This window comes from Sphingosinicella sp. YJ22 (assembly GCF_011320075.1).
In the GTDB taxonomy this organism is placed as follows: Bacteria; Pseudomonadota; Alphaproteobacteria; order Sphingomonadales; family Sphingomonadaceae; genus Allosphingosinicella.
The window spans coordinates 73,487-99,875 of record NZ_JAANPA010000001.1 but is presented as its reverse complement, the minus strand read 5'-3'; the positions used below and the strand labels follow the sequence as shown (position 1 = coordinate 99,875).

The 26,389-nt window shown below is 68.4% G+C and carries 24 protein-coding genes; 14 read left to right on the top strand and 10 right to left on the bottom strand.

Going from position 1 to position 26,389, the window contains the following annotated elements:
* From G7B71_RS00540 to G7B71_RS00520, 5 genes are all read left to right on the top strand, one after another.
* Positions 1-672 carry a CpaD family pilus assembly protein gene (locus G7B71_RS00540; protein ID WP_166036758.1) on the top strand — a complete coding sequence of 224 codons (672 nt, stop codon included), beginning with the start codon at positions 1-3 and terminating at the stop codon, positions 670-672.
* Between the two features lies 1 nt (position 673).
* Positions 674-1,969: a pilus assembly protein CpaE gene (locus G7B71_RS00535; RefSeq protein WP_166036756.1), complete on the top strand. Its 1,296-nt coding sequence runs from the start codon at positions 674-676 to the stop codon at positions 1,967-1,969.
* A 66-nt stretch (positions 1,970-2,035) separates the two neighbouring features.
* Entirely contained in the window at positions 2,036-3,016 is a 981-nt protein-coding gene (locus G7B71_RS00530) for a type II secretion system F family protein (RefSeq protein ID WP_166036754.1), read from the top strand.
* Between the two features lie 16 nt (positions 3,017-3,032).
* Positions 3,033-4,031, top strand: coding sequence for a type II secretion system F family protein (locus G7B71_RS00525; protein ID WP_166036752.1), 999 nt, complete (start codon positions 3,033-3,035; stop codon positions 4,029-4,031).
* 69 nt (positions 4,032-4,100) lie between these two features.
* The gene (locus G7B71_RS00520; protein ID WP_166036750.1) at positions 4,101-4,343 is read left to right on the top strand and encodes a hypothetical protein; all 243 of its coding nucleotides are present in this window, start codon (positions 4,101-4,103) and stop codon (positions 4,341-4,343) included.
* On the opposite strand, the gene ppdK is transcribed toward G7B71_RS00520, so the two are convergent.
* From ppdK to G7B71_RS00505, 3 genes are all read right to left on the bottom strand, one after another.
* Complete coding sequence (gene ppdK / locus G7B71_RS00515) at positions 4,340-7,018, bottom strand: pyruvate, phosphate dikinase (protein ID WP_166036748.1); 2,679 nt, start codon at positions 7,016-7,018, stop codon at positions 4,340-4,342. The two genes, G7B71_RS00520 and ppdK, sit on opposite strands and share 4 nt — an antisense overlap.
* Positions 7,019-7,088: 70 nt before the next feature.
* Positions 7,089-9,299 carry a glycine--tRNA ligase subunit beta gene (gene glyS, locus G7B71_RS00510; protein ID WP_166036746.1) on the bottom strand — a complete coding sequence of 737 codons (2,211 nt, stop codon included), beginning with the start codon at positions 9,297-9,299 and terminating at the stop codon, positions 7,089-7,091.
* Between the two features lie 145 nt (positions 9,300-9,444).
* On the bottom strand, positions 9,445-10,320 hold the full coding sequence (locus G7B71_RS00505; protein WP_243406028.1) for a glycine--tRNA ligase subunit alpha: 876 nt from the start codon (positions 10,318-10,320) through the stop codon (positions 9,445-9,447).
* Between the two features lie 95 nt (positions 10,321-10,415).
* On the opposite strand from G7B71_RS00505, the gene G7B71_RS00500 reads away from it, so the two are divergent.
* The 6 genes from G7B71_RS00500 to pth all read left to right on the top strand — a co-directional run bounded on the left by G7B71_RS00500 (position 10,416) and on the right by pth (position 15,232).
* Positions 10,416-11,354: a TraB/GumN family protein gene (locus G7B71_RS00500; RefSeq protein WP_166036744.1), complete on the top strand. Its 939-nt coding sequence runs from the start codon at positions 10,416-10,418 to the stop codon at positions 11,352-11,354.
* A 279-nt stretch (positions 11,355-11,633) separates the two neighbouring features.
* On the top strand, positions 11,634-11,840 hold the full coding sequence (locus tag G7B71_RS00495; RefSeq protein ID WP_166037032.1) for a helix-turn-helix transcriptional regulator: 207 nt from the start codon (positions 11,634-11,636) through the stop codon (positions 11,838-11,840).
* Entirely contained in the window at positions 11,815-12,489 is a 675-nt protein-coding gene (locus G7B71_RS00490; protein WP_166036743.1) for a hypothetical protein, read from the top strand. The genes G7B71_RS00495 and G7B71_RS00490 overlap by 26 nt, the downstream gene beginning before the upstream one ends.
* 47 nt (positions 12,490-12,536) lie before the next feature.
* Positions 12,537-13,496, top strand: a complete 960-nt coding sequence (locus tag G7B71_RS00485) for a TraB/GumN family protein (protein ID WP_166036741.1) — start codon at positions 12,537-12,539, stop codon at positions 13,494-13,496.
* A gap of 260 nt (positions 13,497-13,756) precedes the next feature.
* On the top strand, positions 13,757-14,458 hold the full coding sequence (locus G7B71_RS00480; protein ID WP_166036739.1) for a 50S ribosomal protein L25/general stress protein Ctc: 702 nt from the start codon (positions 13,757-13,759) through the stop codon (positions 14,456-14,458).
* A gap of 204 nt (positions 14,459-14,662) precedes the next feature.
* The gene (pth, locus tag G7B71_RS00475; protein ID WP_166037030.1) at positions 14,663-15,232 is read left to right on the top strand and encodes an aminoacyl-tRNA hydrolase; all 570 of its coding nucleotides are present in this window, start codon (positions 14,663-14,665) and stop codon (positions 15,230-15,232) included.
* Between the two features lie 62 nt (positions 15,233-15,294).
* On the opposite strand, the gene G7B71_RS00470 is transcribed toward pth, so the two are convergent.
* On the bottom strand, positions 15,295-16,044 hold the full coding sequence (locus G7B71_RS00470) for a hypothetical protein (RefSeq protein WP_166036737.1): 750 nt from the start codon (positions 16,042-16,044) through the stop codon (positions 15,295-15,297).
* A gap of 4 nt (positions 16,045-16,048) precedes the next feature.
* A complete protein-coding gene (locus tag G7B71_RS00465) occupies positions 16,049-16,678 on the bottom strand; it encodes a hypothetical protein (protein ID WP_166036736.1) in 630 nt (209 codons plus the stop codon).
* 120 nt (positions 16,679-16,798) lie between these two features.
* Between G7B71_RS00465 and G7B71_RS00460 the strand changes: the two genes are divergently transcribed.
* Both G7B71_RS00460 and G7B71_RS00455 read left to right on the top strand, forming a co-directional pair.
* Positions 16,799-17,416: a TIGR02466 family protein gene (locus G7B71_RS00460; protein ID WP_207774677.1), complete on the top strand. Its 618-nt coding sequence runs from the start codon at positions 16,799-16,801 to the stop codon at positions 17,414-17,416.
* Positions 17,417-17,420: 4 nt separating this feature from the next.
* Positions 17,421-18,845 (top strand): MFS transporter, encoded by a 1,425-nt coding sequence (locus G7B71_RS00455; protein ID WP_166036732.1) that lies wholly within the window; start codon positions 17,421-17,423, stop codon positions 18,843-18,845.
* Here G7B71_RS00455 and G7B71_RS00450 read toward each other — a convergent pair.
* Together G7B71_RS00450 and G7B71_RS00445 are read right to left on the bottom strand one after the other, a co-directional pair.
* Positions 18,842-20,119 (bottom strand): vanadium-dependent haloperoxidase, encoded by a 1,278-nt coding sequence (locus tag G7B71_RS00450; protein WP_166036730.1) that lies wholly within the window; start codon positions 20,117-20,119, stop codon positions 18,842-18,844. The two genes, G7B71_RS00455 and G7B71_RS00450, sit on opposite strands and share 4 nt — an antisense overlap.
* A 39-nt stretch (positions 20,120-20,158) precedes the next feature.
* Positions 20,159-20,866 carry a glutathione S-transferase N-terminal domain-containing protein gene (locus G7B71_RS00445; RefSeq protein WP_166036728.1) on the bottom strand — a complete coding sequence of 236 codons (708 nt, stop codon included), beginning with the start codon at positions 20,864-20,866 and terminating at the stop codon, positions 20,159-20,161.
* A 155-nt stretch (positions 20,867-21,021) separates the two neighbouring features.
* Here G7B71_RS00445 and ychF point away from each other — a divergent pair, with 155 nt between their 5' ends.
* On the top strand, positions 21,022-22,122 hold the full coding sequence (ychF, locus tag G7B71_RS00440) for a redox-regulated ATPase YchF (protein WP_166036726.1): 1,101 nt from the start codon (positions 21,022-21,024) through the stop codon (positions 22,120-22,122).
* Here the strand turns inward: ychF and G7B71_RS00435 are convergent.
* The 3 genes from G7B71_RS00435 to G7B71_RS00425 are packed head-to-tail and all read right to left on the bottom strand — an operon-like array spanning position 22,112 to position 26,290.
* A complete protein-coding gene (locus G7B71_RS00435) occupies positions 22,112-23,026 on the bottom strand; it encodes a 4-(cytidine 5'-diphospho)-2-C-methyl-D-erythritol kinase (RefSeq protein ID WP_243406027.1) in 915 nt (304 codons plus the stop codon). The two genes, ychF and G7B71_RS00435, sit on opposite strands and share 11 nt — an antisense overlap.
* Positions 23,026-24,666, bottom strand: a complete 1,641-nt coding sequence (locus G7B71_RS15590) for a tetratricopeptide repeat protein (protein ID WP_166036724.1) — start codon at positions 24,664-24,666, stop codon at positions 23,026-23,028. Before G7B71_RS15590 ends, G7B71_RS00435 begins: the two co-directional genes overlap by 1 nt.
* Positions 24,638-26,290 carry an electron transfer flavoprotein-ubiquinone oxidoreductase gene (locus tag G7B71_RS00425; protein WP_166036722.1) on the bottom strand — a complete coding sequence of 551 codons (1,653 nt, stop codon included), beginning with the start codon at positions 26,288-26,290 and terminating at the stop codon, positions 24,638-24,640. The genes G7B71_RS15590 and G7B71_RS00425 overlap by 29 nt, the downstream gene beginning before the upstream one ends.
* Between the last annotated feature and the right edge of the window lie 99 nt (positions 26,291-26,389).

The window sequence follows — 26,389 nt, the reverse complement described above, 5'->3', positions numbered from 1 at the left end:
ATGCGCCGTCTGACCAGCCTCACCGCCATCGGCGTCCTCGCCCTCGGCCTCGGCGCCTGCACGAGCAACTCGCGCGGGCCGCTGACCGCAGCCAACAATCCGAGCCTTTACTCAGTCCATCAGCCGGTCGTTCAGCACACCAATTTCGTGCTCGACCTCGACGCGTCCGGGGACGGCCTGTCCGCCTCCGAGCGCTCGCGCCTAATCGGCTGGTTCGAGGGCATCGAGCTTCGCTACGGCGACCAGATCTTCGTCGAGGAGCCGCGTGACTATCCGTCGCCCGGCGCCCGCGCCGACGTCGGTCGCGTTCTCGGCGAATATGGCATGCTGATGCAGCCGGGCGCGCCGATCACCAACGGCAATGTCGCGCCTGGTACCGTCCGGGTGATCGCCAGCCGCGCCACGGCGTCGGTGCCGAACTGCCCGAACTGGAACGATCCGAGCCTCGCGCCGTCGACCAACACCTCGGCCAATTACGGCTGCGCGGTGAACTCGAACCTCGCCGCGATGGTCGCCGACCCCAACGACCTCGTCCGCGGCCGTCAGGGAAGTGTGGACGGCAGCGGCAGCACCGCCGCCCGCGCGGTCCGCGTCTATCGCGAGCGTCAGCCGACCGGCACCCAGCCGCTGCCGGCGACGTCGACCAGCTCTTCTTCGGGAGGAAGCAACTAAGATGAACGCGCCTTTCTCCGGTAGCCGCGCAGCGGCGCTTCGCGACCCCTTCGCCGCCTTCGTCTGCGACGACGAAACGGCCGAGCAGCTGCGCCCGATCGCGGTCGAGCACGGCTGGTCGCCCGAAAAGGTCAACAAGGGTGGCCTCCGCAACGCCATCCAGACCCTCTCGGTCTCGGCGAGCCCGACCATCCTGTTCGTCGACATGTCGGAATCGGGCGATCCGCTCAACGACATCAACGCCCTTGCCGAGGTGTGCGAGCCGGGCACGGTGGTGATCGCCGCCGGCCAGGTCAACGACGTCCGCCTCTACCGCGACCTCATCGCCAGCGGCATCCAGGAGTATCTCCTCAAGCCGTTCACGCCGGACCATCTGCGCGACGCCTTCGCCAATGCCCAGATGACCATTTCCGGTCCGCGCACGGCAGACGTCGCGACCGACAAGCCAAACGTCATGGCCGCCGTCGTCGGCGCCCGCGGCGGTGTCGGCGCGTCGACCATCGCGACCTCGCTCGCCTGGCTGATGGGCGACAAGGCGAGCCGCTCGACGGCTTTGCTCGACCTCGACGTCCATTTCGGCACCGGCGCGCTCAGCCTCGACCTCGAGCCTGGCCGCGGCCTCACCGACGCGATCGAGAATCCGGGCCGCATCGACGGCCTGTTCATCGAACGCGCCATGGTCCGCGCCAACGACCGGCTGTGCGTGCTGTCGGCCGAGGCGCCGATCAACCAGCCGATGCTCACCGACGGGTCGGCCTATTTTCAGCTTCAGGAAGAGATCCGCCACGCCTTCGAAGGCACGGTGATCGACTTCCCGCGCAACGTCATGGTGCAGTTCCCGCACCTGCTCACCGACGTGCAGGTCGTCGTGCTGGTCGTCGAGTTCACCCTCGCCGCCACCCGCGACACGATCCGCATTCTGTCGTGGCTCAAGGCGAACGCGCCGCAGGCCCGGGTGATCGTCGCCGCCAACCGGATCGTGTCGAACGTCCAGGAAGTCAGTCGCAAGGATTTCGAGCTGTCGATCGAGCGCAAGGTCGACGTGGTCCTGCCTTACGATCCGAAGCCGGCCGCGCAGGCCGCCAAGCTCGGTCAGCCGATGGTCAAGATCGCGAAGAGCTCGCGCCTCGCCCAGGCGATGAACCAGCTGCTCAAGCTCACGCTCGAGCAGGCCGAGGACGAAGGCGGTGAGGCGGCGGAAAGCCAGCCGACCTCGCTGCTCGGCAAGCTCGGCAAGTTCGGCCTTCAGTCGCTCGCCAAGAAAGACACGCAGAAGGTCGCTCTGGCCAAGTCGTGAGCCAAACGGGCGTGATGCGCCCAAGCCGTTTGCAAGCGGGCGCCAGGCGCACGCGTGGGAGTTGAGATGCCGGATACGACCATGCTGATGATCGGTGGCGGCGCGATCGGGCTGCTGCTGGTCCTGGCCAGCCTGTTCTCCGGGCCGTCGGCGACCAAGTCGCAGGGCCGGCGGCTGGAGAGCGTGCGCGAGCGGCACAGCCGCTCGTCCGACGTCGCGACCCAGGCGCAGCTCAAGAAGATCATGGCCAACCGGTCGCAGTCCACCCGCGCCGAAGGTCTCGCCTCCTCGCTCATCCCCAATCCGGAGCTGCTGCGCAAGCGGCTCGAGCAGACCGGCAAGGGCTGGACCCTCCCGCAATATGTCGGTGCGTCCGCCGGTTTGGCCGTGGTGACGTTCGCAGCCTTGTTCTTCCGCGGCGCTCCGGCGCTGCTCGCTTTGTTCGTCGGCCTGCTGCTCGGCGCCGGCCTCCCCCACTTCATCGTCGGCAAGCTCGTCAAGAAGCGCGGCACCCAGTTCACCCAGCGCTTCCCCGACGCGATCGAGCTGATGGTCCGCGGCCTTCGCTCGGGCCTGCCGATCTCCGAGACGGTCGCCGTCGTCGGCCAGGAGATCCAGGGGCCGGTCGGCCTCGAGTTCAAGGAAGTCGCCGACAAGATGCGCATCGGCAAGACCATGGAGGCCGCCCTCCAGGACACCGCCGACCGCCTCAAGACGCCGGAGTTCCAGTTCTTCGTGATCAGCCTCGCCATCCAGCGCGAGACCGGCGGCAACCTCGCCGAGACGCTCGGCAACCTCGCCGACGTGCTCCGCAAGCGCGCCCAGATGAAGCTCAAGATCAAGGCGATGTCGTCGGAAGCCAAGGCTTCGGCGTGGATCGTCGGCTCGCTGCCGTTCATCGTGTTCGGCCTCATCTACTATATGAACGCCGGCTACCTCGCGAACTTCTTCGTCGACGAGCGGCTGATCATGGCCGGCCTCGGCGGCCTCGTGTGGATGGGCATCGGCGTGTTCATCATGGCCAGAATGGTCAATTTCGAGATCTGATGGAGCCGCGCGACCAATGACCACGCCCACCGCCGGCCCCACCCTCCTCGGCATCGACCTGATCCTGGTCGCGACCTTGCTGTCGGCGGTCGCGACCTTCGCCGTGCTCGTCGCGATCTACGCGGTGACGACGGTGCGCGACCCGATGGCCAAGCGAGTGAAGGCGCTCAACGAGCGCCGCGAGCAATTGAAGGCCGGCATCGTCGCGTCGACCAACAAGCGCCGCAAGAGCATCACCAACCAGAACGAGATGGCGGACAAGGTCCGCGGCATCCTGTCGTCGCTGAAGGTGCTTCAGACCGACCAGGTGCTGAAGGCGCAGCAGAAGCTGATGCAGGCCGGCGTCCGTTCCAAGGACTATGCGTTCGTCGTCATCTTCGCCCGGCTGGTGCTTCCGGTGGTGTTCGGAATCGGCATCATCACCGCGGTCTACGGCTTCGGCTGGCTGTCCGACTGGACCCCGCTCAGGCGCTACGGGATCGTCGCAGGCACTCTGATCCTCGCCTACAAGGCGCCCGACCTGTGGCTGAAGAACCGTATCCAGAAGCGCAGCCATGCGATCCGCAAGGGTCTTCCCGACGCGCTCGACCTGCTGGTCATCTGCGCCGAGGCCGGCCTCACCGTCGACGCCTCGTTCGGCCGGGTCGCCCGCGAGCTGGGCAAGGCCTATCCCGAGCTCGGCGACGAGTTCGCTCTGACCTCGATCGAGCTGGGCTTCCTCACCGACCGCCGAATGGCGTTCGAGAATCTCGCGCAGCGCATCGACCTCGACGCGATCCGCGGCGTCGTCACGACCATGGTCCAGACCGAGAAATACGGCACTCCGCTGGCCTCGGCGCTGCGCGTGCTGTCGGCCGAGTTCCGCAACGAGCGCATGATGCGCGCGGAGGAGAAAGCCGCGCGCCTGCCCGCGATCATGACCGTGCCGCTGATCCTGTTCATCCTGCCGACGCTGTTCATCGTGATCCTCGGGCCGGCCGCCTGTTCGATCTCCGACTCGATGCTCACCAAATAGTCACGGCTGCGGAACAAAGTCGGCGCTCCTCCGATTGAGCCTTCAAAAGGCAGACCGGAGGAGTTGCAGATGGGGTTCACCTTCACGCCCAACGAATGGCTGGTGATCGGGCTGGCGATGCTGTTCGCATTGCTGCTCGGCATGGCGCTGGCCGCCGGCGGCGGGCGCAAGCACAAGCTGCGCTACCGCGAGGAGAACAAGCGCGCGACCGAGCTCGAGCGCGAAAACGTCAAGCTTCGCAAGGAGTTGAAGGAGGCGCACGCCCTCCCCGGCTCGACCGCCGCGACCCGCGACGAGCGGCGCCCCGCCTAGTCTTTCGCCCTCAACGCCGCCTGAGCCGCCGCGAGGCGGGCGATGGGCACGCGGTAGGGCGACGCGCTGACATAATCGAGCCCGGCTTCCTCGCAGAAGGCGATGGAGGCCGGGTCGCCGCCATGTTCGCCGCAGATGCCGAGCTTAAGATTTGAGCGGGTGGCCCGGCCACGCTCGGCGGCGATGCGGATCAGCTCGCCGACGCCCTCGACGTCGATGCTGACGAACGGGTCGCGGGCATAGAGGCCCTTCTCGACATAGTGGGTGAGAAAGCGACCGGCGTCGTCGCGACTGACCCCAAGCGTGGTTTGGGTCAGATCGTTGGTGCCGAAGCTGAAGAATTCGGCGTCCTCGGCGATCGCTCCGGCCTGGAGCGCGGCGCGGGGAAGCTCGATCATCGTGCCGATCATATAGTCGACGCGCATCCCCTGTTCCTCGAACACCGTATCAGCGGTGCGCTCGATGAGGTTGCGAATGATCGACAATTCAGGCCGCGTGCCGACCAGCGGCACCATCACTTCGGGGAGCGGCGGCGCTCCTTCCCGAGCCACCTCGACCGCGGCCTCGAAGATGGCGCGGGCCTGCATCTCGTAGATTTCGGGATAGGTGATGCCGAGGCGGCAGCCGCGGTGGCCAAGCATCGGATTGGCCTCGGCAAGCTCGCCGGCGCGGCGGCGAAGGGTCTCGACATCGACCGACGAGGCGCGGGCGACCTCGGCGAACTCCTCTTCCTCATGGGGAAGGAATTCGTGGAGCGGCGGGTCGAGCAGGCGGATCGTCACGGGGAGCCCGGTCATGATCCGGAAGATCTCGGCGAAGTCGCTGCGCTGCTCGGGGAGGAGCTTGTCGAGCGCGGCGCGGCGGCCGGCTTCGTCGTAGGCCAGGATCATCTGGCGGACGTTGGTGATCCGCTCGGGATCGAAGAACATATGCTCGGTTCGGCACAGGCCGATGCCTTCCGCGCCGAACTCGCGCGCGGCGCGGCAGTCGGCCGGGGTCTCGGCATTGGTGCGGACCATGAGGCGGCGGCCGGCGTCGGCCCATTCCATCAGCGTGCCGAAATCGCCGCTGAGCTCGGGCTGGATGGTCGGCACCTGACCGAGCATGACCTCGCCGGTGGTGCCGTCGAGGGTGATGACGTCGCCTTCCCGGATCTCGATTCCGCCGACGCGCATCAGCTTGTTCTTGTAGTCGATTGCGATCGCGCCGGCGCCGGAGACGCACGGCCGGCCCATGCCGCGCGCGACCACGGCGGCGTGGCTGGTCATGCCGCCGCGGGCGGTGAGGATACCCTTGGCGGCGTGCATGCCGTGGATGTCCTCGGGCGAGGTCTCGATGCGCACGAGGATGATCGCCTCGCCACCGGCGGCGCGCTGCTCGGCGGTGTCGGAGTCGAACACCGCCTTGCCGCAGGCGGCGCCCGGAGACGCGGGCAGGCCCTTGGCGATCACGTTGCGCTCGGCGCCGGGATCGAGGGTCGGGTGGAGAAGCTGGTCGAGCGCGGACGGATCGACGCGGAGGACGGCTTCCTCCTCAGAGATGACGCCTTCGCGGGCCATGTCGACGGCGATCTTGAGCGCGGCCTTGGCGGTGCGCTTGCCCGAGCGAGTCTGGAGCATCCACAGATGGCCGCGCTCCACCGTGAACTCGATGTCCTGCATGTCGCGGTAATGGGCTTCGAGCCGGTCGAAGACGGCGGCGAGCTGGCCGTAGACCTCGGGCAGGGTCTCTTCCATCGACGGCGCCTTGGCGCCTGCGCGTTCGCGGGCGGCCCTGGTCAGATATTGCGGAGTGCGGATTCCGGCGACGACGTCCTCGCCCTGGGCGTTGATCAGATATTCGCCGTAATAAGCGCGCTCGCCGGTCGAGGGATCGCGGGTGAAGGCGACCCCGGTGGCCGAGCTGTCGCCCATATTGCCGAATACCATCGCCTGGACGTTGACGGCGGTGCCCCAGTCGGCGGGGATCGAATGGAGTCGGCGATAGACCTTGGCGCGCTCCGACTGCCACGAGCCGAACACCGCGCCGACCGCGCCCCACAATTGCTCATGGACGTCCTGCGGGAACGGGCGGCCCCATTCCTCCTCGACCAGTTCCTTGTAGCGGGCGACGAGACGCTGCCAGTCGGCGGCCTCGAGATCGGTGTCGAGGTGGACGCCCTTGTCCTCCTTGGCGATCTCGAGCGCTTCCTCGAAGGAACCGTGATCGAGGCCGAGGACGACGTCGGAATACATCTGGATGAAGCGGCGGTAGCTGTCCCAGGCGAAGCGCGGGTCGCCCGAGCCGGCGGCGAGGCCCTCGACGGTCGCGTCGTTGAGGCCGAGATTGAGGACGGTGTCCATCATGCCCGGCATCGACACCCGGGCGCCGGAACGGACCGAGACGAGCAAGGGATTGGAGGCGTCGCCGAAGCTTCGGCCGGTGATGCCCTCGATGTGGGCGATGCCGTTCGCGACTTCCGCGCGCAGGCTGTCGGGGAAGCTCTCGCCTTCCTCGTAATAGCGCGCGCACATCTCGGTCGAGATGGTGAAGCCGGGCGGGACCGGAAGGCCGATCGACGCCATCTCGGCGAGATTGGCACCCTTGCCGCCGAGGAGATTGCGGTCACCCGCGCCGCCGTCCGAAACGCCGCCCCCGAAGCGATAGACGGTGCGGGCTTCAGGTTCGCCGTTCAATTCGGGACCCCTTCAAAAGTCACGACTGTCACGAAAGTCACATGGAATCGCGGGGGGCTTCCCACTCGATTCACCCCTCGATCCGCGAGAAATCGGCGACTCGGTGGACCGCGGCGCGCATCCGGGCGAGCAGGTCGAGGCGTGCTTCGCGTTTCGCGGGATCCGGGTCGTTCACGGTCACCTCGTTGAAAAACGCGTCCACGGGACGGCGGAGCGTGGCGAGGGCGCGCATGGCCCCCTCGAAATCCTCGCGCTCAACCGCGGCCGCCGCCTCCGGTTCCGCCGAATCGAGAGCGGCGATCAATACATCTTCCGCATTTTCGGGCGTGTAGGAAAGCGTTTTGTTCTCGTCCTGTTCCGCCGTCCAATTCTCTTTCTTGAGGATGTTGGCGGCGCGCTTGTAGCCGGCGAGGAGGTCGGTGCCGTCGGGCGTCTCGACGAAGGACTGAAGCGCGCGGACGCGGGCGAGCAGGCGGACGAGATCGTCCTCGCCGCCGAGCGCGAAGACCGCGTCGATCAGGTCGTGGCGGACGCCTGCCTCGCGCTGCTGGACCTTCAGGCGGTCAGCGAAGAAGTCGGGCAACGATTTAAACGTCGCCTGCATGGCTTTGCTGTGCGCCTCGAATGCCTGGTCTGGCATCTCCGGGAAAACGCGCAGATCAGTCATGCCCTTAAGACCGTGCGTTATCCCTTCCCACAGGCTCAGCCTCAAACTGTTGTGCGTAAGAAGTTCGAGCACACCCAACGCCGCCCGTCGCAACGCGAACGGATCCTTCGAGCCGGTCGGCGGCATGTCGGCGTAGAAGAATGACACCAACGTATCGAACTTGTCCGCCAGGCTCACCGCCACTGTCACCGGCGCGGTGGGCACTTCGTCCCCCTGCCCGACCGGCTTGTAGTGGTCGCGGATGGCTTCGGCGACTTGGGGGTCTTCGTCCTGGGCGGCGGCGATGTAGCCGCCGATGAGGCCCTGAAGCTCGGGGAACTCGCCGACCATCTGGGTGACGAGGTCGGCCTTGGCGAGGCGGGCGGCGCGTTCGGCGAGGTCGGCCAACTGCCCAACCTCGCTCGTCCCGAGCGTAGTCGAGGGGCGCGGTTCTAAGGCCGGTGCAGGCGCCCCTCGACTACGCTCGGGACGAGCGGTGAGGTTTGCGTCGGTACCGACGATGCCTTCTTCGACCAGCCAGCGGGCGAGCTTGGCGACTCGGTCGACCTTGTCGGCAACGGTGCCGAGCTTTTCGTGGAAGACGATCTGCGACAGCTTCTCCGCCTGCTGCCCCAGCGGCACGGCGAGATCGTGCTCCCAGAAGAATTTGGCGTCCGACAGGCGCGCGGCGAGCACCTTCTGGTTGCCGTGGACGATCGCCTGGCCGCCGTCGGCCGCGTCGATGTTGGCGACGCAGATGAAGGCGGGGGCGAGCGCGCCCTGCCCGTCCGTCGCCGCGAAGTACTTCTGGTTGGTGCGCATGGTGAGCTGGATCACCTCGCGCGGGACCTGGAGGAAGCTCGGGTCGAACTGGCCGAGCAGCGGCACCGGCCATTCGGTGAGGCCGGCATTTTCGAGCACCAGGCCTTCGTCCTCGACCAAAGTCAGGCCGGCGGCGGAGGCGGCCGCGGCGGCGCCGTCGCGGATGATGCGGGCGCGCTCGTCCTGGTCGACGATGACGTGGCAGGCCTTCAATTTCTCGAGATAGTCGGAGGCGCCGCCGAGGGTGATCGGGCCGGGGTGGCGGAAGCGGTGACCGATCGTGGCGGCGCCGGAGCGGACGTCGCCGATCTCGAAATCGACGACCTTCTCGTCGAGCATGGCGACGATGCCCTGCAAGGGGCGGACCCAGCGCAGGCTCTCGGTGGCGAGCGAGGCGGCGCCCCAGCGCATCGACTTGGGCCAGGGGAAGGCGCGGACGATGGCGGGGATCGCCTCGGCGAGCACTTCGACGGTGGCTCGGCCGGGCTTTTCGAGATTGGCGAACCAGATGCCGTCGCGCTCGCTGAGCTGGTCCTGGCTGAGGCCGGTCTTGCGCAGGAAGCCTTCGAGCGCCTGCGGCGGGGCGGAGGTGCGCGGGCCCTTCAGCTCCTCGCTGGTCGCGGCGGTTTCCTGCGGCAGGCCGCGGGCGATGAGGACGAGGCGGCGCGGGGTGACGTAGGTCTCGATCCCCTGCGCCGAGAGGCCGGCGGTGTTGAGCTCGGCTTCGAACAGGCGGGCGAGGTCGGCGCGCGCCTTGGCCTGCATCCGCGCGGGGATTTCCTCCGAGAGGATTTCGAGGAGGAAGTCACTCACGCGCGCGCTCCCTCAAACTCTCCGCTCGTCCTGAGCGGAGGCCGTAGGCCGTAGTCGAAGGGCGCTTGCACGAAGGTCGGTGCGGGCGCCCTTCGACTTCGCTCAGGACGAGCGGAGAGGTTGGCGTTTTGCACTGAATTTTCCCTCACGCCGCCCACCCGTTCTTTTGCATCCAGGCGGCGCAGGCGCCTTTGGCGAGGTCGCGGACCCGGCCGATATAGGCCTGGCGTTCGGCGACGCTGATCACGCCGCGGGCCTGGAGGAGGTTGAAGGTGTGGCTCGCCTTGATCGCCTGCTCATAAGCGGGGATCGGGAGATCGTTGGCGAGGCAGTTCTCGCACTCGGCCGCGGCCTTTCGGAACAGGTCGAACAAGGTCTCGGTGTCGGCGACCTCGAAATTCCACTTCGACATCTGCCGCTCATTCTCGAGGAAGACGTCGCCATAGGTCACGCCCCGGCCGTTGAAGTCGAGGTCGAACAGGCTGTCCTTGTTCTGGACGTACATGGCGAGGCGCTCGAGCCCGTAGGTGAGCTCGCCGGCGACAGGCTTGCAGTCGAAGCCGCCCATCTGCTGGAAATAGGTGAACTGGGTCACCTCCATGCCGTCGCACCACACTTCCCAGCCGAGGCCCCAGGCGCCGAGCGTCGGGCTTTCCCAATCGTCCTCGACGAAGCGGATGTCGTGCTTCTCGAAATCGATTCCGATGGCGGCGAGGCTGCCGAGGTAGAGGTCCTGGAGGTCGGGCGGGCTCGGCTTCAGGATGACCTGATATTGGTAATAATGCTGGAGCCGGTTGGGGTTCTCGCCATAGCGGCCGTCGGTCGGGCGGCGGCAGGGCTGGACGAAGGCGGCGTTCCACGGATCGGGGCCGAGCGCGCGGAGCGTGGTCGCGGTGTGAAAGGTCCCCGCCCCCATCTCCATGTCATAGGGCTGCAGGATGAGGCAGCCGCGGTCGCTCCAATAGTGGTGGAGCGTCAGGATCAGCTGCTGGAAGCTGAGCGAAGTGGGAGCGGAAGCCAAGGCGGCGCCCTTCGATAAGCTGAGAGAGACAAAAGGTGTCGCGAGCCTTTGGCGGATGGTGCACTATGGGTCAAGGAAGCGGCGGGAGCGGATGCGTGGCGGATGTGCGGGCCTTGCTGAAACGGTGCGCGCTGCTCGCCGCAGCCCTGCTCGGATGCTGGCAGCCCGCGGACGCGCTGGCCGAGACCGCGCCGGCCGGCGCGCCGGCACCGCGGCCGGCAATCTGGCTGATCGAGGACGAGGACACCAAGATCTACCTGTTCGGGACGATCCACGTCTTCCCGGCCAGCCTCGACTGGCGCTCGGCGCGGCTCGACGAGGTCATCGCCGAGGCCGACGAGCTGGTCATGGAGACGCCCGACGCCTCCAGCGCGGAAATGTTCTCCGAGGACCGGATGTTCGCGCCGATGATGATGGGCAAGACCGTGCCGATCCTGTCGCGGGTGTCGCCCGAGGCGCGGCCGGCGCTCGAGGCGGCGCTGGCGTCGACCGGGCTGCCGGTCGAGGCCTATGACGAGATGCACATCTGGGCGGTCGCGTTCATGCTCACCGGCTTCCAGATGACCCAGGCCTTCGGCGAGGAAGCTAGCGGCGCGCCGGTGGCGCTGAGCGGCGCCGAGGAAGTGCTCGGGCGGATCTTCCGCAAGTCGCGGCGGCCGATCTACGGAGTCGAGACGATCGAGGAGCAGATCCGCGTGTTCAGCACCATGCCGCTCGACGTGCAGCGCCGCTTCCTCGAGGCGACGGTGACCGGCAACGACTCGCCGCCCGCCGACTCGCCCGGCCCGAGCAGCGACGCGGACTGGGTGAGCGGCAATGTCGACGCGATCGCCGCCGAGATGCGGACGATGCCGGCGGAAATCTACGAACCGCTTCTGACCCGCCGCAACCGCAACTGGACTCAGTGGCTAGAGCGGCGGATGGCGCGGCCCGGGACGGTGCTGTTCGCGGTCGGCGCCGGCCACCTCGCCGGCCCCGATTCGGTGCAGCGCATGCTCGCCGAGCGCGGAATCATGGCGCGGCGGATCGACTGATCGGCGGCGCCCGCTTCAATAATTCCAGCGACTTGAGGGACGCGGCGTCAGCTTCTGGCGACTTTTTGTCATGGTCGCTTGACATGGTAATCCACACGTGACATTTAGTCATGGTCGCTTGACATTGTGTCAGGTGAAGAAGACCAGGAATCGGACCAATGGCGAGGCCGAGATGGTTGAACGGCGACGAAGCGGAGCTGCTCGGCGCGATGGCGCTGGTCGCCTCCGCGGTTGCCCTGCTCACCTGATGCGGGGCGAGCGGACATGGACATCGCGGACATGAAGAACCGGCTGAAGGTGCTGCGCGCCGAGCGGGACTGGAGCCAGGCCGAGCTGGCCGGCCGTCTCGACGTGTCGCGACAGGCAGTGAATGCAATCGAAACAGGCAAATACGACCCGTCGCTGCCGCTCGCCTTCAAGATCGGCCGGCTGTTCGGGATGAGGATCGAGGAGATTTTCGATGACGGCGAGACTGGCAATGGCTGAGCGCGAGGAGACTGTCGTTGCGGCGCGCTTCTGGCGCTGGCTGCGGATCGTCGGGCTGAGCCTGGTGGCGGTCTTCCTCGTCGGCGTCGCCGGCGGGTTCCTCGCGGCCCGGGCCGAGCGCGGCGCCGCCATCGATCTGTTCACGGTCGCCTTCCTCGCCGCGGATGCGCTGCTTCTCGCCGGATGCGTCTGGCTGATCCTTCGCGACGTTCGGCGTCCGACCGGCGAGGAGCCGCTGACCAGGAAGGAGCGGCTCAACCGCAACATCCTGATCGGGTCGGGCGCGCTGGGCGGGGCGATGGGCGTGCTGATGGTGCTGGCGGTGCTGGCGTCGGGCCAGGAGATCACCCCGGGCAGCGTCCTTTCGAGCGCGCCCCTCCCCACCGGCGTGGCCCTGCTGATGATGCTGGTGCTGGGCGTGGTGGTGCCGGCCCTGTCGATCTACTGGCACCGCAGCGCGGTCGATGAGCAGGAGGCGGACGCCTACAAGACCGGCGCGCTGTGGGGAATCTACGTCTTCATGATCGGCGCGCCCTTGTGGTGGTTCGCCTGGCGCGGTGGCTTCGCGCCCGAACCGAACGGCATCGCCATCTACTTCGCCACGGTCCTGACCGTCGGTGTGATCTGGATCTGGAAGAAATATCGTTGAGCCGGCCAAGGCTTGCTGTAACCACCGAATATATCTGGAGAAATGTGATGAAGAAGTTCCTGATCGGCCTGCTCGCCGCGACCACTCTCGCCACCACGGCCCAGGCCCAGGCCCAGCCGCAGGGCCCCGCCGCCGCCGCGCCCGCCGCGCCGACCTGCGCCCAGCGCCATGACGGCGACCCGGCGATGTGGGTGGCGCGCGACGACGACACCACCATCTACCTGTTCGGCACCTTTCACCTGCTCGACGGCTGCATCGACTGGTTCAACGACGAGGTCCGCGAGGCGTTCGACCGCTCCAACGAGCTGGTCATGGAGATCGTCCTCCCCGACAATCCGGCCGAGATCCAGCAGGCGATGATGCCGCTGGTCACCCGCTATGCGGTCGATCCGCAGGGCCGCAAATTGTCCGACCGCCTCAGCCCGGACCAGTATCGGGCGCTCAACGCGGCGCTCGCCTCGGTCGGCGCTCCGGCCGGCGCGTTCGACAATTTCGAGCCCTGGTTCGTCAACATGACCCTGGCCTCGGTGATGGCGCAGCGGCTCGGCATGACCGGCGAGCATGGCGCCGAAGCGGTGCTCAAGCGCGCCGCCGCCGGGCGCAACATGACGATCGGCGCGGTCGAGACGATCGAGGGCCAGATCCAGATGTTCGACGGCCTGTCGGACGAGGCGCAGCTCGCCATGCTCCGCGAGACGCTCGACGACATGGACGAGATGCAGCAGGTGCTGCCGCGGATGACCGCGGTGTGGCGGACCGGCGACGAGGCCGGCCTCGACCGGATGATGAACGAAGGCCTGAGCGGCAATGCCGACCTTCGCCGCGCCCTGCTCGGCGCGCGCAACGAGGCCTGGGCCGAGTGGATCGACGAGCGCATGGACCGGCCGGGCGTGGTGTTCATGGCGGTCGGCGCCGGCCACCTCAGCGGATCGGACAGCGTCCAGTCCTTCCTCGCCCGCCGCGACATCCGCACCGAGCGGGTGCCGAACCAGACGCCGAACCGGTAACACTTGGTTCCTCCCCGTGAGCGGCGCTCACGGGGAGGGGGACCGTCGCCGCGAGGCGATGGTGGAGGGGTAACCCTCACCCGAATACCCCTCCACCATCCACTAAGCGGATGGTCCCCCTCCCCACCGCTGCGCGGCGGGGAGGAACTTTCTTGCTCTCCGCACGCCTCTCCCTTATAGGCGCGCCCTTCCCTGCACATGGTCATCCCTGGAGGCGTGTGCGGGAGAATGATGAAACCCAAGATCTTGGAGACATGCATATGAGCGAGCAGCTTACGCTGTCGGCCGAGGCGCGCGATCGGGCTGGCAAGGGAGCCTCCCGTCACCTGCGCCGCGAAGGCCGCGTCCCCGCCGTCATCTACGGCAACAACGAGGAGCCGACGAGCATCCACCTCGAGGAGAAGGTGCTGGTCAAGCAGCTGCGCACCGGCCACTTCATGAACCAGGTCGTGATGATCGACGTTGGCGGCAAGGCCACCCGCACTCTTCCCAAGGACGTCCAGTTCCATCCGGTCACCGACCGGCCGCTGCATGTCGACTTCCTGCGCATCTCCGAGCACGCCACCGTCACGGTCGCGGTGCCGGTGCGCTTCGTCAACGAAGAGCAGTCCCCGGGTCTCAAGAAGGGCGGCGTGCTCAACGTCGTCCGTCATGACCTCGACCTGGTCGTCGATGCGGCCGAGATTCCGGAGGACGTCGTCATCGACCTGTCGGGCTATGACGTCGGCGACTCCATCCACATCTCCGCCGTGACCCTGCCCAAGGGCGCCAAGTCGGCGATCGAGGACCGCGACTTCACCGTCGCCACCCTGGTCGCGCCGTCGAGCCTCAAGGGCGAAGCTGCTGCCACCGGCGGCGGCGAAGCGGCCGAGGAAGGCGCCGAGGGCGAAGCCGAAGGCGAAGGCGAAGCTGCCGGCGAGACCGAAGGTCAGGCCGAAGGCGGCGAGGCCAGCGAGGGCTAAGGCCCTCCCCTTTCGTCATTGCGAGCATGAGCGAAGCAATCCATCTCACCAAGGTGGATTGCTTCGCCGTCTCCTTCCCCGCAATGACGCTCGCCAATGGCGAACAAATCCCCCTTCTCCTGGCTCACCTCCCTGTTCCTGCCCAGGCCGATCGAGCTTCTCGGGCAGACCGGCGAGGCGGGCGATTTCACTGGATTTGACGCGGTGCAGATCTGGGTCGGCCTCGGTAATCCGGGCGCGCAATATGCGATGCACCGGCACAATGTCGGCTTCATGGCTCTCGACGCCATCGCCAGCATCCACAATTTCGAGCCGCCCAAGAAGGCGTTCCACGGCTGGGCTCAGCAGGGCCGGATCGGCGGGGCGCGAATCCTGCTGCTGAAGCCCGCGACCTTCATGAACGACAGCGGCCGTGCGGTTCGCGCGGCGATGGACTTCTTCAAGCGCGAGCCGGCCGACGTCACCGCCTTCCATGACGAGCTCGACCTCGCTCCGTTCAAGGTCAAGGTGAAGACCGGCGGCGGCACCGCCGGCCATAACGGCCTGCGCTCGCTCGACTCCCATATCGGCAGCGATTTCCGCCGGGTGCGCATCGGCATCGGCCATCCCGGCCACAAGGACCGGGTCACCGGCCATGTTCTCGGCAACTACGCCAAGACGGAGACCGACGACCTCAGCGACATGCTCGCCGCGATCGCCGCGGAAGCCGACTGGCTCGCCAAGGGCGACGATGCGCGCTTCATGAGCGAAGTCGCCCTGCGCCTGCAGGACTGAGCGCCGCAAAAGACGCCACGCCGCTGGAAGGCCGCCGCCGGGACCCTCGAGACGGCGCGAGCTCATGAAGGTGGGACGTCCGCCGCCGAGGCGGAAGCGCTGCCGATGCGCCTGCGCAGATAGTAAGGCTCGCCGAGCGCGCCGCGCAGCGCCAGGGGATGAACGTCCCGCACCCGCAGCCCCGCCGGCAGGCAGACCGCGATCGGCCCGGAAAGCTGCGACAGGGTCCGTGCCGACGATCCGGTGCCGGGCCGGGTCGCCATCACCCTTTCCACTCCGTCCGGATCGCGCTCCATCACACAGCGCCCCATCAGCGCGAGCTGGGCCTGCACGCCTGCGGATTGCGGCACGGGCGGCAGTACGGGGGGCAATTGCCCGGCGCTCCGCCCCCGCTCCCCTTCCCAGCGCCCGAGGGATTCGGCGATCGCCCCGCGCAGGACGAGATTCTCCACCCGCATGCTGCGAAAGCGGGCGCAAACCGTTCGCCGGGTGAAACGGCGGCCGGTCAGCTGGTCGATGATCTCGGACTGCTCCGGCGAATTGAGCGGCGTCGCCAGCAGGGCGAGCGCGCGCGGCCGGTGGATCCGGACGATGCAGTTCGCCCATTCGCGAAGGTACATCGCGGCCAACGGATCCGCCGCGAAATCGTCGATCCGCCGCCCGATTCGCGAGCTGATCGGAACCTCTTCGTGCTCCTCCGACCCGCTCTCGACCACGGTGACCTCGGAGGGGTCGGGCGCCGGCTCCGATGCAGCCGGCGACGCGGGCTGCGCTCCCTGCAGGAGCAGAGCCGCCAGAGCGGCCGGGGCCATCAACTCAATTGTCCTCGTACCCGCAGCTGCTATTGCCGCAACGGCCCGAATTCTGGATATCGCGGCGAAGCTGCTCGCGGTCGGCGTCGAAGATGACCCATTCGGCGGCCGTCTTGCAGACGCGCTGGGTGCGCACGCGCGAGCCGAGGGCCAGCTCCTCGCGCCGGCAGATCGGCCGATCGGGATTGTCGGCGGCGATCGCGACCGCCTCGGCCCGGTTTCCCATCGCGAAGCCGAGCTCGCTGACATACCAGCGCTCGCCCTCGCGATGCTGCGGCCGGAAATCGCCGCGGCGAATCTGGGCGAGCACGATCTGGCCGACGAAGGTCTCGAGCGCCTCGCATCCCGCTTCGTGGACGACGACCGTCTCCGTCGTCCCGTCCGCATTCATCAGGAGCGCAAAGGGCACGACGATGTTGAAGCGGCGGTCGTTCGCGCCGGCGAGGGTGCAGCGGCCGTCCGAGAGCATCTCCTCGACCCTGCCGACCATGACCGCTTCCGGCATCCGCCGTTCGAGCCGGATCGGCTCGGGGAATTCCGAAGCATCGAAACGGCCGACGTCGACCGGGATTTCGGCTGCGGCCGGCGGACCGGGTTGAACGAGCGCAAGAATGAGCGCGGCGAGGATCGACATGGCTGCTCTCCTCCAAGCGGCGCATCGGCGCCTGCCAAGGCCGGCAGTTTAGGTATGAGTGGCGCACGCGGTCAATCGTCCCGGCTGGAATCCAGCGCCCGACATCTCTATCAGCCGCCTGTGCCGCTCCGCTCCCTCTTCGCCACCCGTTTCTATGAAGGCGACCTCGCCTCGCCCGGCCTGCTCGCTGGGCTGGAGCAGTCCTGCCGTGCGCTGGCCGAGGACGACCAGGCGGGGCGGCGGTGGAGCCGCGAGCATGGCTATCGCGGCTACACCTCCTACGCCTCGCTCGACGATTTGCCCCTGCGCGACCCCAATTTCGCCGATCTCGCCAAGGCGCTGAACCGCCATGTCGCGGCGTTCGCGGAGGAATGCGCCTTCGACCTGGGCGGGCGACGGCCGAAACTCGACAGCCTGTGGGTCAACGTCCTCAAGAGCGGCGGCGGGCATAGCGGCCATCTCCACCCGCACAGCGTCGTTTCCGGCACCGTTTATGTGACGGTGCCGCCGGGCGCCGGAGCGCTCAAGCTGGAGGACCCGCGGCTGCCGATGATGATGGCGGCGCCGACCCGGCGGGACGACGCGCCGGAGGATTTGAAGACATTCGTCTATGCCGAGCCCAAGCCCGGCACCGTGTTCCTGTGGGAAAGCTGGCTTCGCCACGAAGTCGTCCCCGGCAACGGCGCTAAACGCTCTGGGGGCGAGCGGATCAGCATCAGCTTCAACTACAGGCTCTGACGCGATGTCGGCGGCGATCCCGGCTCCCTGCGACAGCGCCCGCGCCGCCACCGTCCGAAGCCGTCCCTGCCCCAGCCCGCGGTTGACCCTGGCCGCGTCGATCCTCGCATCCAGCCTGGCCTTCGTCGACGGCTCGGTGGTCAACGTCGCGCTGCCGGCGATCGGCGCCGATCTCGGCGGGGGTGCGTCGGGCCTTCAGTGGATCGTCAACGCCTATCTGCTGCCGCTGTCCGCGCTGCTCCTGCTCGGCGGGGCGCTCGGCGACCGCTACGGGCGGCGACGGATGTTCCTGGTCGGCGTGGCGCTGTTCGGGACCGCTTCGATCCTGTGCTTCCTGGCGCCGTCGCTGCCGTTGCTGCTCGCCGGTCGGGCTTGCCAGGGGATCGCCGCGGCCATGCTCCTGCCCAACAGCCTCGCCTTGCTCGGAGCGGCGTTCGAGGGCGAGAAGCGCGGCCAGGCGATCGGAACCTGGGCCGCGGCGGGCGCGATCGCAGGCGCGGTCGGGCCGCTGCTCGGCGGCTGGCTGGTCGAGACGGTCGGCTGGCGGGCGATCTTCCTGATCAACCTGCCGCTCTCCCTCGGCGCCTTGTGGCTCGGCTGGCGGCACGTGACCGAGAGCAGCAGCGACAACGAGGCGCCGCTAGACTGGGCCGGCGTGGCGGCAGCCACTGTCGGGCTCGGGGCGATCACCTGGGGTCTCACCATCCTGTCCGGCGAGGCCGACGGGGCCGCCACGCAAGGCTGGATCGCGACGGTCGGGGGCGCGGCCGCGCTGATGCTGTTCCTCGTGATCGAAAAGCGCCGCCGCGATCGTGCGATCATGCCGCTCGCGATGTTCGGAACGGCGAGCTTCGTCGGGCTCAGCATCCTCACCTTCTTCCTCTATGCCGCGCTCGGGGCGCTGTTCGTGGTTCTGCCCTATCTGCTGATCGAGCTTCACGGATACGCGCCGGTCGAGGCGGGGGCGGCGCTGCTGCCTTTGCCGATCGTGCTGGGCCTGGGCTCGCGCTTCATGGGCGGGCTTGCGGCGCGGATCGGGCCGCGCCTCCCGCTGACCATCGGGCCGGTCGTCGTCGCGGTCGGCTTCGCGCTGCTGAGCCGCGCCGGTTCCGACCCGTCCTACTGGACCGGGGTCGCGCCGGGCCTGTTCCTGATGGCGATCGGAATGGCGGGCGCGGTCGCGCCGCTGACGACGGCGGTGATGGCGTCGGTCGACGAGTCGCATGTCGGCACCGCCAACGGCTTCAACAGCGCCATTGCGCGAACCGGCGGCCTGATCGCCACCGCCTTGCTCGGATCGGTGCTTGCGGCGCGCGGCGAGGGGCTGGCCGAGGCCTTCGCCATGGCGGCCTGGGTGATGGTTGGGGCGGCCGTGGTCAGCGCGCTGGCGGCTTTACTGCTGCTTCGCCCGCGCGAGATCGAGACCTAGCGCGCGCGGCGTCTCTGCGCTGCTGGGAGTGGCTGCATGACGTTCTGAAGGGCCATCCGTGCAACGCGGCGGCCGATCTCCTCGCCGGCCTCGTTCGAGAAGCGATAGTGGACGCCGCCGAGGGTACGCGACAAGTTCACCTCGCGCACCCAGTCATCCCAGCTCGGCAGGACCTGGACGGCGGCGCTGGGGATGGAGCGCGAGCTGACCCGGACTCCGTAGGCTGGGCGCGCGCCGACCTCGGCGGTCATGAACTCGGCGACGGCGCCGGCGGTGCTGCAGTGGGCGCAGGGATATTCGGGATGGTTGGGCGTGGCGATGAGCGGCTCCCAGGCGGGATCCGGGTGAGTGGCGGGATTGCCGTCCGCCTCGCCGTTGCGGATCGCGGTGACCGGGCGCCAGAAATTGTAGTGAAGCTTGGCCTCGCCGGTCGCCATCGAGGTGTCGTCGAGGACCATCCCCATCAGGGCGAACATGCGGGCATTCTCGACCGGGGCGCGGTCCGAGGCGTCGGCGGCGTAGCGAAGCGACGGCATCATGTCCGGAGTGATGCGGTAGCGCGCCATCAGGGTCTGGTGCGGAGTTCGGGCGGCGCTCTCGCGGCCGCCGAGCCGGCGGACCTCGTCATAATCGCGGGCCCAGCGCTCGCTGGTCAGCGCCGGCGGCGGACCGGGTCGCACCGAATCGGCGCGCGGCAGGATCCAGGGCCGGAAGGCGATTGTGTAGGGCTGGAAGATGGGGAGCTGGGTCGCGACCCATTCGCCGGGCGCGGTCCGCGGGCGATAGGGCGTCTGGGCGACGGCCGGGTCGATGCCGCCGGCGCTGATCGCGGCGCGCGCCGCCGCTTCGCCGATCAGCCGGCCCGCCTCGCGCCGGGCGGGATCGGTCACCGTCTCCATTGCGATCGCATAATTCTCGTCGAGCGCCGCGCGCTGGGCTGGGTAGAAATGGACGAGGACGTGATAGGCGGCCGTGACCGCGGCTGCGTCCTGGGATGCGCTGGCGTCGCCCTGCGGGAAATTGAGGTAGGAACGGTAGCGCCGGTCGATGGCGTTGAGCGCCTCGAACATGGCGAGGGCGACGCGGGTCTGGGCGCGCGAGAGTTCGGGGTTGGTCGGCGCCGGGGTCAGGCCACTGCCCGCGCCGCCTGCGGCGGGGCTTGCGGTCGCGAGGCGCTGGGCGAAATCGATGCACTCGCACACCGTGTCCGCCGAGGCCGGCTGAGCCACGCCAAGAGCCGCGACCGCGCAGGCCGCCGTCAGAAGCCGCTTCATGATCCCCTCCCGACTCGAAAGCCGGGGAGGAGAATATCATCAGTCGGGCTTGGCGGGGATGGTGAGGCCGCGCTGGACCGCGGGGCGGGTGAGGCCCTGTTCGAGCCAGCGGGGGACGTTGACCAGCTCGTCATAGGCGACCAGCTCGCCGGCATCGTAGAAGCCGATCAGGTTCCTCACCCAGCCGAGCGACGCGATGTCGGCGATCGAGAAATCGTCGCCGACCAGCCACTGTCGGTCGGCGAGGCGCGTCTCGAGGACGCGGATCAGCCGGTGGCTTTCCTTGGCGTAGCGGTCGCGCGGCCGCTTGTCCTCATAGTCGCGGCCGGCGAATTTGTGGAAGAATCCGAGCTGGCCGAACATCGGGCCGAGGCCGCCCATCTGCCACATCACCCACTGGATCGCCTCGTAGCGCCGGGCGGGGTCGCTCGGCAGAAGCTTGCCGCTCTTCTCGGCGAGATAGAGAAGGATCGCGCCCGATTCCCACAGAGCGAAGGGCTCGCCGCCGGGGCCGTCGGGATCGAGGATCGCGGGGATCTTGCCGTTGGGATTGAGCGACAGGAACTCGTCGTTCCAGGTCTCATTCTCCATGATGTTCACATAATGGGGCTCATAGGGGATGCCGGTCTCCTCGAGCATGATCGACGCCTTGACGCCGTTGGGCGTGGGCGCGGCGTAGAGCTGCAGCCGGTCGGGATGCTGCGCCGGCCAGCGGCGGGTGATCGGGAAAGCGGAAAGATCGGCCATCGGAAAGCCCTTCGTTTCGGTTGCGCAGTGAAACGCATCTGGGGGCGCCCGGTGCCGCTTTGAAGTTGCGAGACTGGCAATCCGGCGTTGCGGGCGTTAGTGGCGCCCATCCAAGAGCCTCGCTCTAAATCGAGGCAAGATTTCCAGGAGCAACAATGGGTTTCCGCTGCGGTATCGTCGGCCTGCCGAATGTCGGCAAGTCCACCCTGTTCAACGCGCTAACCGAGACGGCAGCAGCGCAGGCGGCGAACTATCCCTTCTGCACGATCGAGCCGAATGTCGGCCGGGTCGCGGTGCCCGATCCGCGCCTCGACAGACTCGCCGAGGTCGCCAAGTCGGCCAGCGAGATCGAGACCCAGCTCGAATTCGTCGACATCGCCGGCCTGGTGCGCGGCGCGTCCAAGGGCGAAGGGCTCGGCAACCAGTTCCTCGGCAACATCCGCGAGGTCGACGCGATCGTCCACGTGCTGCGCTGCTTCGAGGGCGGCGACGTCACCCATGTCGAGAACCGGGTCGATCCGGTCGCCGACGCCGAGACGGTCGAGACCGAGCTGATGCTCGCCGACCTCGAGAGCCTCGAGAAGCGCGTGCCCAACCTGGTGAAGAAGGCGCAGCAGGGCGACAAGGAAGCCAAGGTCCAGGCGAGCGTTCTCGGCCAGGCGCTCGAACTGCTGCGCGACTCCAAGCCCGCGCGGCTCACCGTGCCCAAGGACGCCGAGGAGAAATTGGCGCTGGAGCGGGCGCAGCTGCTGACCTCCAAGCCGGTCCTCTACGTGTGCAACGTCGACGAGGGCGACGCGGCGACCGGCAACGCCCACAGCGCGCGGGTGTTCGAGAAGGCCAAGGCGGAGGATGCGCGCGCGGTGATCATCTCGGCGGCCATCGAGGCCGAGATCGCCACCATGCCGGCTGAGGACCGTGCCGAGTTCCTCGGCGACCTCGGCCTCACCGAGACCGGGCTCAGCCAGATCATCCGCGCCGGCTACGACCTCCTCCACCTCATCACCTTCTTCACCGCCGGGCCGAAGGAAGCGCGCGCCTGGACCGTCGAGAAGGGATCGAAGGCGCCTCAGGCGGCGGGCGTGATCCACACCGATTTCGAGCGCGGCTTCATCCGTGCCGAGACGATCGCCTACGACGATTACATCGCCTGCGGCGGCGAAGCGGGCGCCAAGGAAGCCGGCAAGATGCGCGCCGAGGGCAAGGAATATGTCGTCCAGGACGGCGACGTCCTGCTGTTCCGCTTCAACGTCTGAGGCGGCTCGCCAGCGTCCACCAGTTCGGGTGGGCAGCGCAGATGCGCGCCTGAGCCTCGTCCCGCTCGGCTTCGCTGTCGTAGAGGGCGAAGCAGGTGGCGCCGGAGCCGGACATCTGTGCGAAACGAGCGCCGGCGAGCGCTTCGAGCACGTCGCCGATCACCGGGGCGATGGTGCGGGCCGGCGTTTCGAGGTCGTTGCGGCCGATCAGGTCCGCGTCGAGCGGGCCGCGGTCGACGCCGGCCCACGCCTTGAACACCGGACCGGTCGGGACGGGAACGCCCGGATTGACCAGCAGGACCGGCGTTCCGGCAAGCGCGCTGCCGTCGACGGGAACGAGGTCGTCGCCCCTGCCCTCGCCGCGCACGGTGCGGCTGGCGAGGCAGGCGGGCACGTCGGCGCCGAGGGTGCGGGCGATGGCGTGGAGCACTTCGGGTTCGTTCGGAAGGTTCCAGAAGGGGGTGAGAAGGCGCAGAGCCGCGGCCGCATCGGCTGAGCCACCGCCAATACCGGCGGCGACGGGGAGCCGCTTGTCGAGCGTGAGACGGGCGCCTTTCGTGACGCCGTAATGCTCCCGGAGCGCCTCGGCGGCGCGAATGACGAGGTTATCCGAAAGCCCTCTCTCTCCGGCGGGGAGACGGCTGGGATGAGGGGGATCGATGTCGGTGGTTAGCCTCGCAGTTCGAGCCCCCTCACCCGACCCTCCCCCCGCTGTAAAGAGGGCTTTGGCGAAGGGGCCGGTCACGACCAGTTCGAGTTCTCCGGCGCGCTCCGATTCGGCGACCTCCAGCTCGTCGCCCTCCTCCGCGAAGGCGAAGACGGTCTCCAAGCGGTGGTAGCCATCCGGCTCGCGCCCTCGCACATGAAGCGCGAGGTTGATTTTGGCGAACGCAGTTTCGCGCATCAGCGCTGGACGAGGCGCGGGGGCCCTCGCTCGATCTTGGCGCGCAGGCGCTCGGCAGCGTCGCCTTCGGCATAGACGAGCGCGGCGGTCCAGGCGAAGCGGGCCTCGAAGCGGCGGCCGGCGGCGTAATAGGCGTCGCCGAGATGCTCGTTGATCTCGACGTCGCCCGGCTCGCCGCGAGCGGCCCGCTCCAAGAGGGGAATGGCCTCGTCGACTCGGCCGGTCTTGTAGAGCGCCCAGCCGAGGGAATCGGTGATCGCGGCACTGTCCGGCGCGAGGCGAAGCGCCTCGCGGATCATGCGTTCGGATTCCTCCGGAGACTCGCCGCGGTCGATCTGGGCATAGCCTAGATAGTTGAGGACGACCGGCTCGGCGGGGGCGAGGCGGTAGGCCTCGCGAAGCGCCGCGCGCGCCTCGGGCCAGCGGCCGCCCTGCTCCAGGGCGCCGCCGCGCGCGACGAGCAAGGTCCATTCGGGGATCGCCGGATAGGAGCCCGCCCGCCACAGCTCGTGGGCGCGGGCATAAGCCGCCGCAGCCTCGTCGAAGTTGCGCGCGTCGACGAGCAGGTCGCCGAGCTGGACATGGTCGGTCGGGTCGCGCGAGCCGCGGGCGATGCGCTGGCGGACCTCGGTCATCGCCGTCGCGCGCTGGCCGCTGGACGCGAGCAGGCGCAGGCGAAGCGACGCCGCGGCATCGGCGAAGGGGTCGTCGGCCGGGACCTGGGCGAGCAGGCGCACGGCTTCTGCGGCGCGCGCCTCGCCCATGACCTCGGCGGCGAGGAAGGTCGCCTCGCTGTTGTCGGGGGCGAGGTAGCGCGCGACCTGGGCGAGCATCACCGCCTCGCTGTCCAGCTCCTGCTGGTTGAAGTCGATCGCGACGCGGGCGAACAATTCGGAGACGCCGTCGGCGGCGGTGTCGATGCGGCCCGGGATCGGACGGCCTGCTTCGATCAGCCGGCGCGCGGCGGCAAAGGCGGGCTGGTCGCCGGCGACGAGGCCCAGCGCCTGGTCGCGCTGGCGGCGCGCGGCGAACTCCGCCGCGGCGGCGATGCGCAGGCGCTGGAGGCGAAGGCCCGCGCCGGGATCCAATGCAGCGAAGATTTCGGGCGAGCCCCTGCCCTGCGCCAGCTCGATCAGCGCGCGATGCTCCACCGCATAGCCGGCGCCAGCGCCGCTGCCGAGCGGCGCGAGCAAGGCGATGGGATCGCCTCGGCGCGAGCCGAACGCGATCCAGGCGCGAATGATCGGCGCGAGCGACTCGAACAGCCGGTCCTGCTCGATCCGCGCGGCCTGGCGCTCGGCGGCCGCCCAGTCGCGGCGCTTGAGCGCCTCGGCGAGGAGCAGCGGGCGACGTAGCGCGGGCAGCGCATTCTGGGCCTCGAGCCGGCGCGCCGCGTCGAGCGCCAGCGGCCAGTCGCCTGCGGACAGGCCATGGTCGAGCGCGCGGCGCGCGACGAGCTGGCTGGCCGGGTTCTCCGCGAGCAGCGAACGGAAGCTGCGGCCGGCGCGGTCCGCCGCGCCCTGGTCGGCGGCGACCCGCGCCTGGATATAGGTCGCCGGGTCGGCGGCCGCGGGACTGGCCCAGGCGATCAGGGCGATGCCGGCGAGCAGGCTACATGTTCGGGTAATTGGGGCCTCCACCGCCTTCGGGGGTGACCCAGTTGATGTTCTGGGTCGGGTCCTTGATGTCGCAGGTCTTGCAGTGGACGCAATTCTGCGCGTTGATCTGCAGGCGCGGAGCGCCGCCTTCCTCGACGAATTCGTAGACGCCCGCCGGGCAGTAGCGCGCCTCGGGGCCGGCATAGTCGGGAAGGTTGACCGCGGTCGGGACCGCCGCGTCCTTCAGGGTCAGGTGGATCGGCTGGTCCTCCTCGTGATTGGTGTTCGACAGGAACACCGAGGAGAGGCGGTCGAAGCTAATCACGCCGTCGGGCTTGGGATAGTCGATCGGCTTGGCCTGGTCCTTGCGGAGCAGCATCGTGTTGTCCGGATGGTGCTTCATCGTGAACGGCAGGCCGATGTGAAGCGTGCGCATCCACATGTCGATTCCGGCGAGCAGAGTGCCGAGCGTGCCGCCGAACCTGGCGACCATCGGCTCGACGTTGCGCACCATCTTCAGCTCCTTCGCCACCCAGGAGGCGTGGAGCGCGGTATCGTAATCCTCGAGCGCGTCGTTGCTGCGGTCAGCGGCGATCGCCTCGAAGGCGGCCTCGGCGGCGAGCATTCCGCTCTTCATCGCGGTGTGGGTGCCCTTGATGCGCGGCACGTTCACGAAGCCGGCCGAGCAGCCGATCAGGGCGCCGCCGGGGAAAGCGAGCTTGGGGATGGACTGGTAGCCGCCCTCGTTGATCGCGCGGGCGCCGTAGGAAACGCGCTTGCCGCCCTCCAGGATCGCGCGGATCGAGGGATGCTGCTTCCAGCGCTGGAATTCTTCGAACGGCGACAGGTACGGGTTGCAGTAGGACAGAGCGACGACGAAGCCGAGCGCGACCTGATTGTTGTCCTGGTGGTAGAGGAAGCCGCCGCCCCAGCTGTCGTCGGTGAGCGGCCAGCCCTGGGTGTGGATGACGTGGCCCGGCTTGTGCTTGGCCGGAGCGATGTCCCACAGTTCCTTGATGCCGAGGCCGTAGATCTGCGGCTGGCTGTCCTTTTCCAGCTCGAAGATCCGCTTCACCTCCTTGGTGAGGTGGCCGCGCGCGCCCTCCGCGAAGAAGGTGTAGCGGCCGTGAAGCTCCATTCCGGGCTGGTAGTCGGGCTTGTGGGTGCCGTCGCGGGCAACGCCCATGTCGCCCGTGGCGACGCCCTTCACGCTGCCGTCGTCGTTGAACAGCACTTCGGCGGCGGGGAAGCCCGGGAAGATCTCGACCCCGAGCTCCTCGGCCTTGCCCGCGAGCCAGCGGCAGAGATTGCCGAGGCTGCCGGTGTAGGTGCCCTTGTTGTGCATCCAGGACGGAGTCATCAGGTGCGGCATCGACCTTTTCTTGGTCTTCGACAGCACCCAATGCTCGTTGCGCGTCACCGGCACGGCGCCGAGCGGGCAGTCCTGCTCCTTCCAGTCCGGAATGAGCTCGTCGAGCGCCTTGGGATCGATGACCGCGCCGGACAGGATGTGGGCGCCGACCTCGGACCCCTTCTCGAGGATGCAGACGGACAGCTCGCGCCCGGCCTCGATGGCGAGCTGCTTGAGGCGGATCGCGGCGGAAAGGCCGGCAGGTCCCGCGCCGACGATGACGACGTCGTACTGCATGGACTCGCGTTCGCTCATTGCCTCTCCTCGTCGCGTGACTGACTCATGTGGTCGCAAAGTCGCGACGCGGCGGCAATAAGCAAGTGGTCCACGGTTGACCAGCGCCGCGCCGATAGG

What these genes read in the sequence shown, in the direction of transcription:
- G7B71_RS00490 (WP_166036743.1), top strand. Translation starts at nt 11,815, where the DNA reads ATGACGGCGAGACTGGCAATGGCTGAGCGCGAGGAGACTGTCGTTGCG.
- G7B71_RS00455 (WP_166036732.1), top strand. Translation starts at nt 17,421, where the DNA reads ATGTCGGCGGCGATCCCGGCTCCCTGCGACAGCGCCCGCGCCGCCACC.
- G7B71_RS00530 (WP_166036754.1), top strand. Translation starts at nt 2,036, where the DNA reads ATGCCGGATACGACCATGCTGATGATCGGTGGCGGCGCGATCGGGCTG.
- G7B71_RS00540 (WP_166036758.1), top strand. Translation starts at nt 1, where the DNA reads ATGCGCCGTCTGACCAGCCTCACCGCCATCGGCGTCCTCGCCCTCGGC.
- G7B71_RS00450 (WP_166036730.1), bottom strand. Translation starts at nt 20,119, where the DNA reads ATGAAGCGGCTTCTGACGGCGGCCTGCGCGGTCGCGGCTCTTGGCGTG.
- G7B71_RS00485 (WP_166036741.1), top strand. Translation starts at nt 12,537, where the DNA reads ATGAAGAAGTTCCTGATCGGCCTGCTCGCCGCGACCACTCTCGCCACC.
- G7B71_RS00525 (WP_166036752.1), top strand. Translation starts at nt 3,033, where the DNA reads ATGACCACGCCCACCGCCGGCCCCACCCTCCTCGGCATCGACCTGATC.
- G7B71_RS00520 (WP_166036750.1), top strand. Translation starts at nt 4,101, where the DNA reads ATGGGGTTCACCTTCACGCCCAACGAATGGCTGGTGATCGGGCTGGCG.
- G7B71_RS00480 (WP_166036739.1), top strand. Translation starts at nt 13,757, where the DNA reads ATGAGCGAGCAGCTTACGCTGTCGGCCGAGGCGCGCGATCGGGCTGGC.
- G7B71_RS00435 (WP_243406027.1), bottom strand. Translation starts at nt 23,026, where the DNA reads ATGCGCGAAACTGCGTTCGCCAAAATCAACCTCGCGCTTCATGTGCGA.
- G7B71_RS00470 (WP_166036737.1), bottom strand. Translation starts at nt 16,044, where the DNA reads ATGGCCCCGGCCGCTCTGGCGGCTCTGCTCCTGCAGGGAGCGCAGCCC.
- G7B71_RS00535 (WP_166036756.1), top strand. Translation starts at nt 674, where the DNA reads ATGAACGCGCCTTTCTCCGGTAGCCGCGCAGCGGCGCTTCGCGACCCC.
- G7B71_RS00465 (WP_166036736.1), bottom strand. Translation starts at nt 16,678, where the DNA reads ATGTCGATCCTCGCCGCGCTCATTCTTGCGCTCGTTCAACCCGGTCCG.
- G7B71_RS00495 (WP_166037032.1), top strand. Translation starts at nt 11,634, where the DNA reads ATGAAGAACCGGCTGAAGGTGCTGCGCGCCGAGCGGGACTGGAGCCAG.
- ychF (WP_166036726.1), top strand. Translation starts at nt 21,022, where the DNA reads ATGGGTTTCCGCTGCGGTATCGTCGGCCTGCCGAATGTCGGCAAGTCC.
- G7B71_RS00425 (WP_166036722.1), bottom strand. Translation starts at nt 26,290, where the DNA reads ATGAGCGAACGCGAGTCCATGCAGTACGACGTCGTCATCGTCGGCGCG.
- G7B71_RS00445 (WP_166036728.1), bottom strand. Translation starts at nt 20,866, where the DNA reads ATGGCCGATCTTTCCGCTTTCCCGATCACCCGCCGCTGGCCGGCGCAG.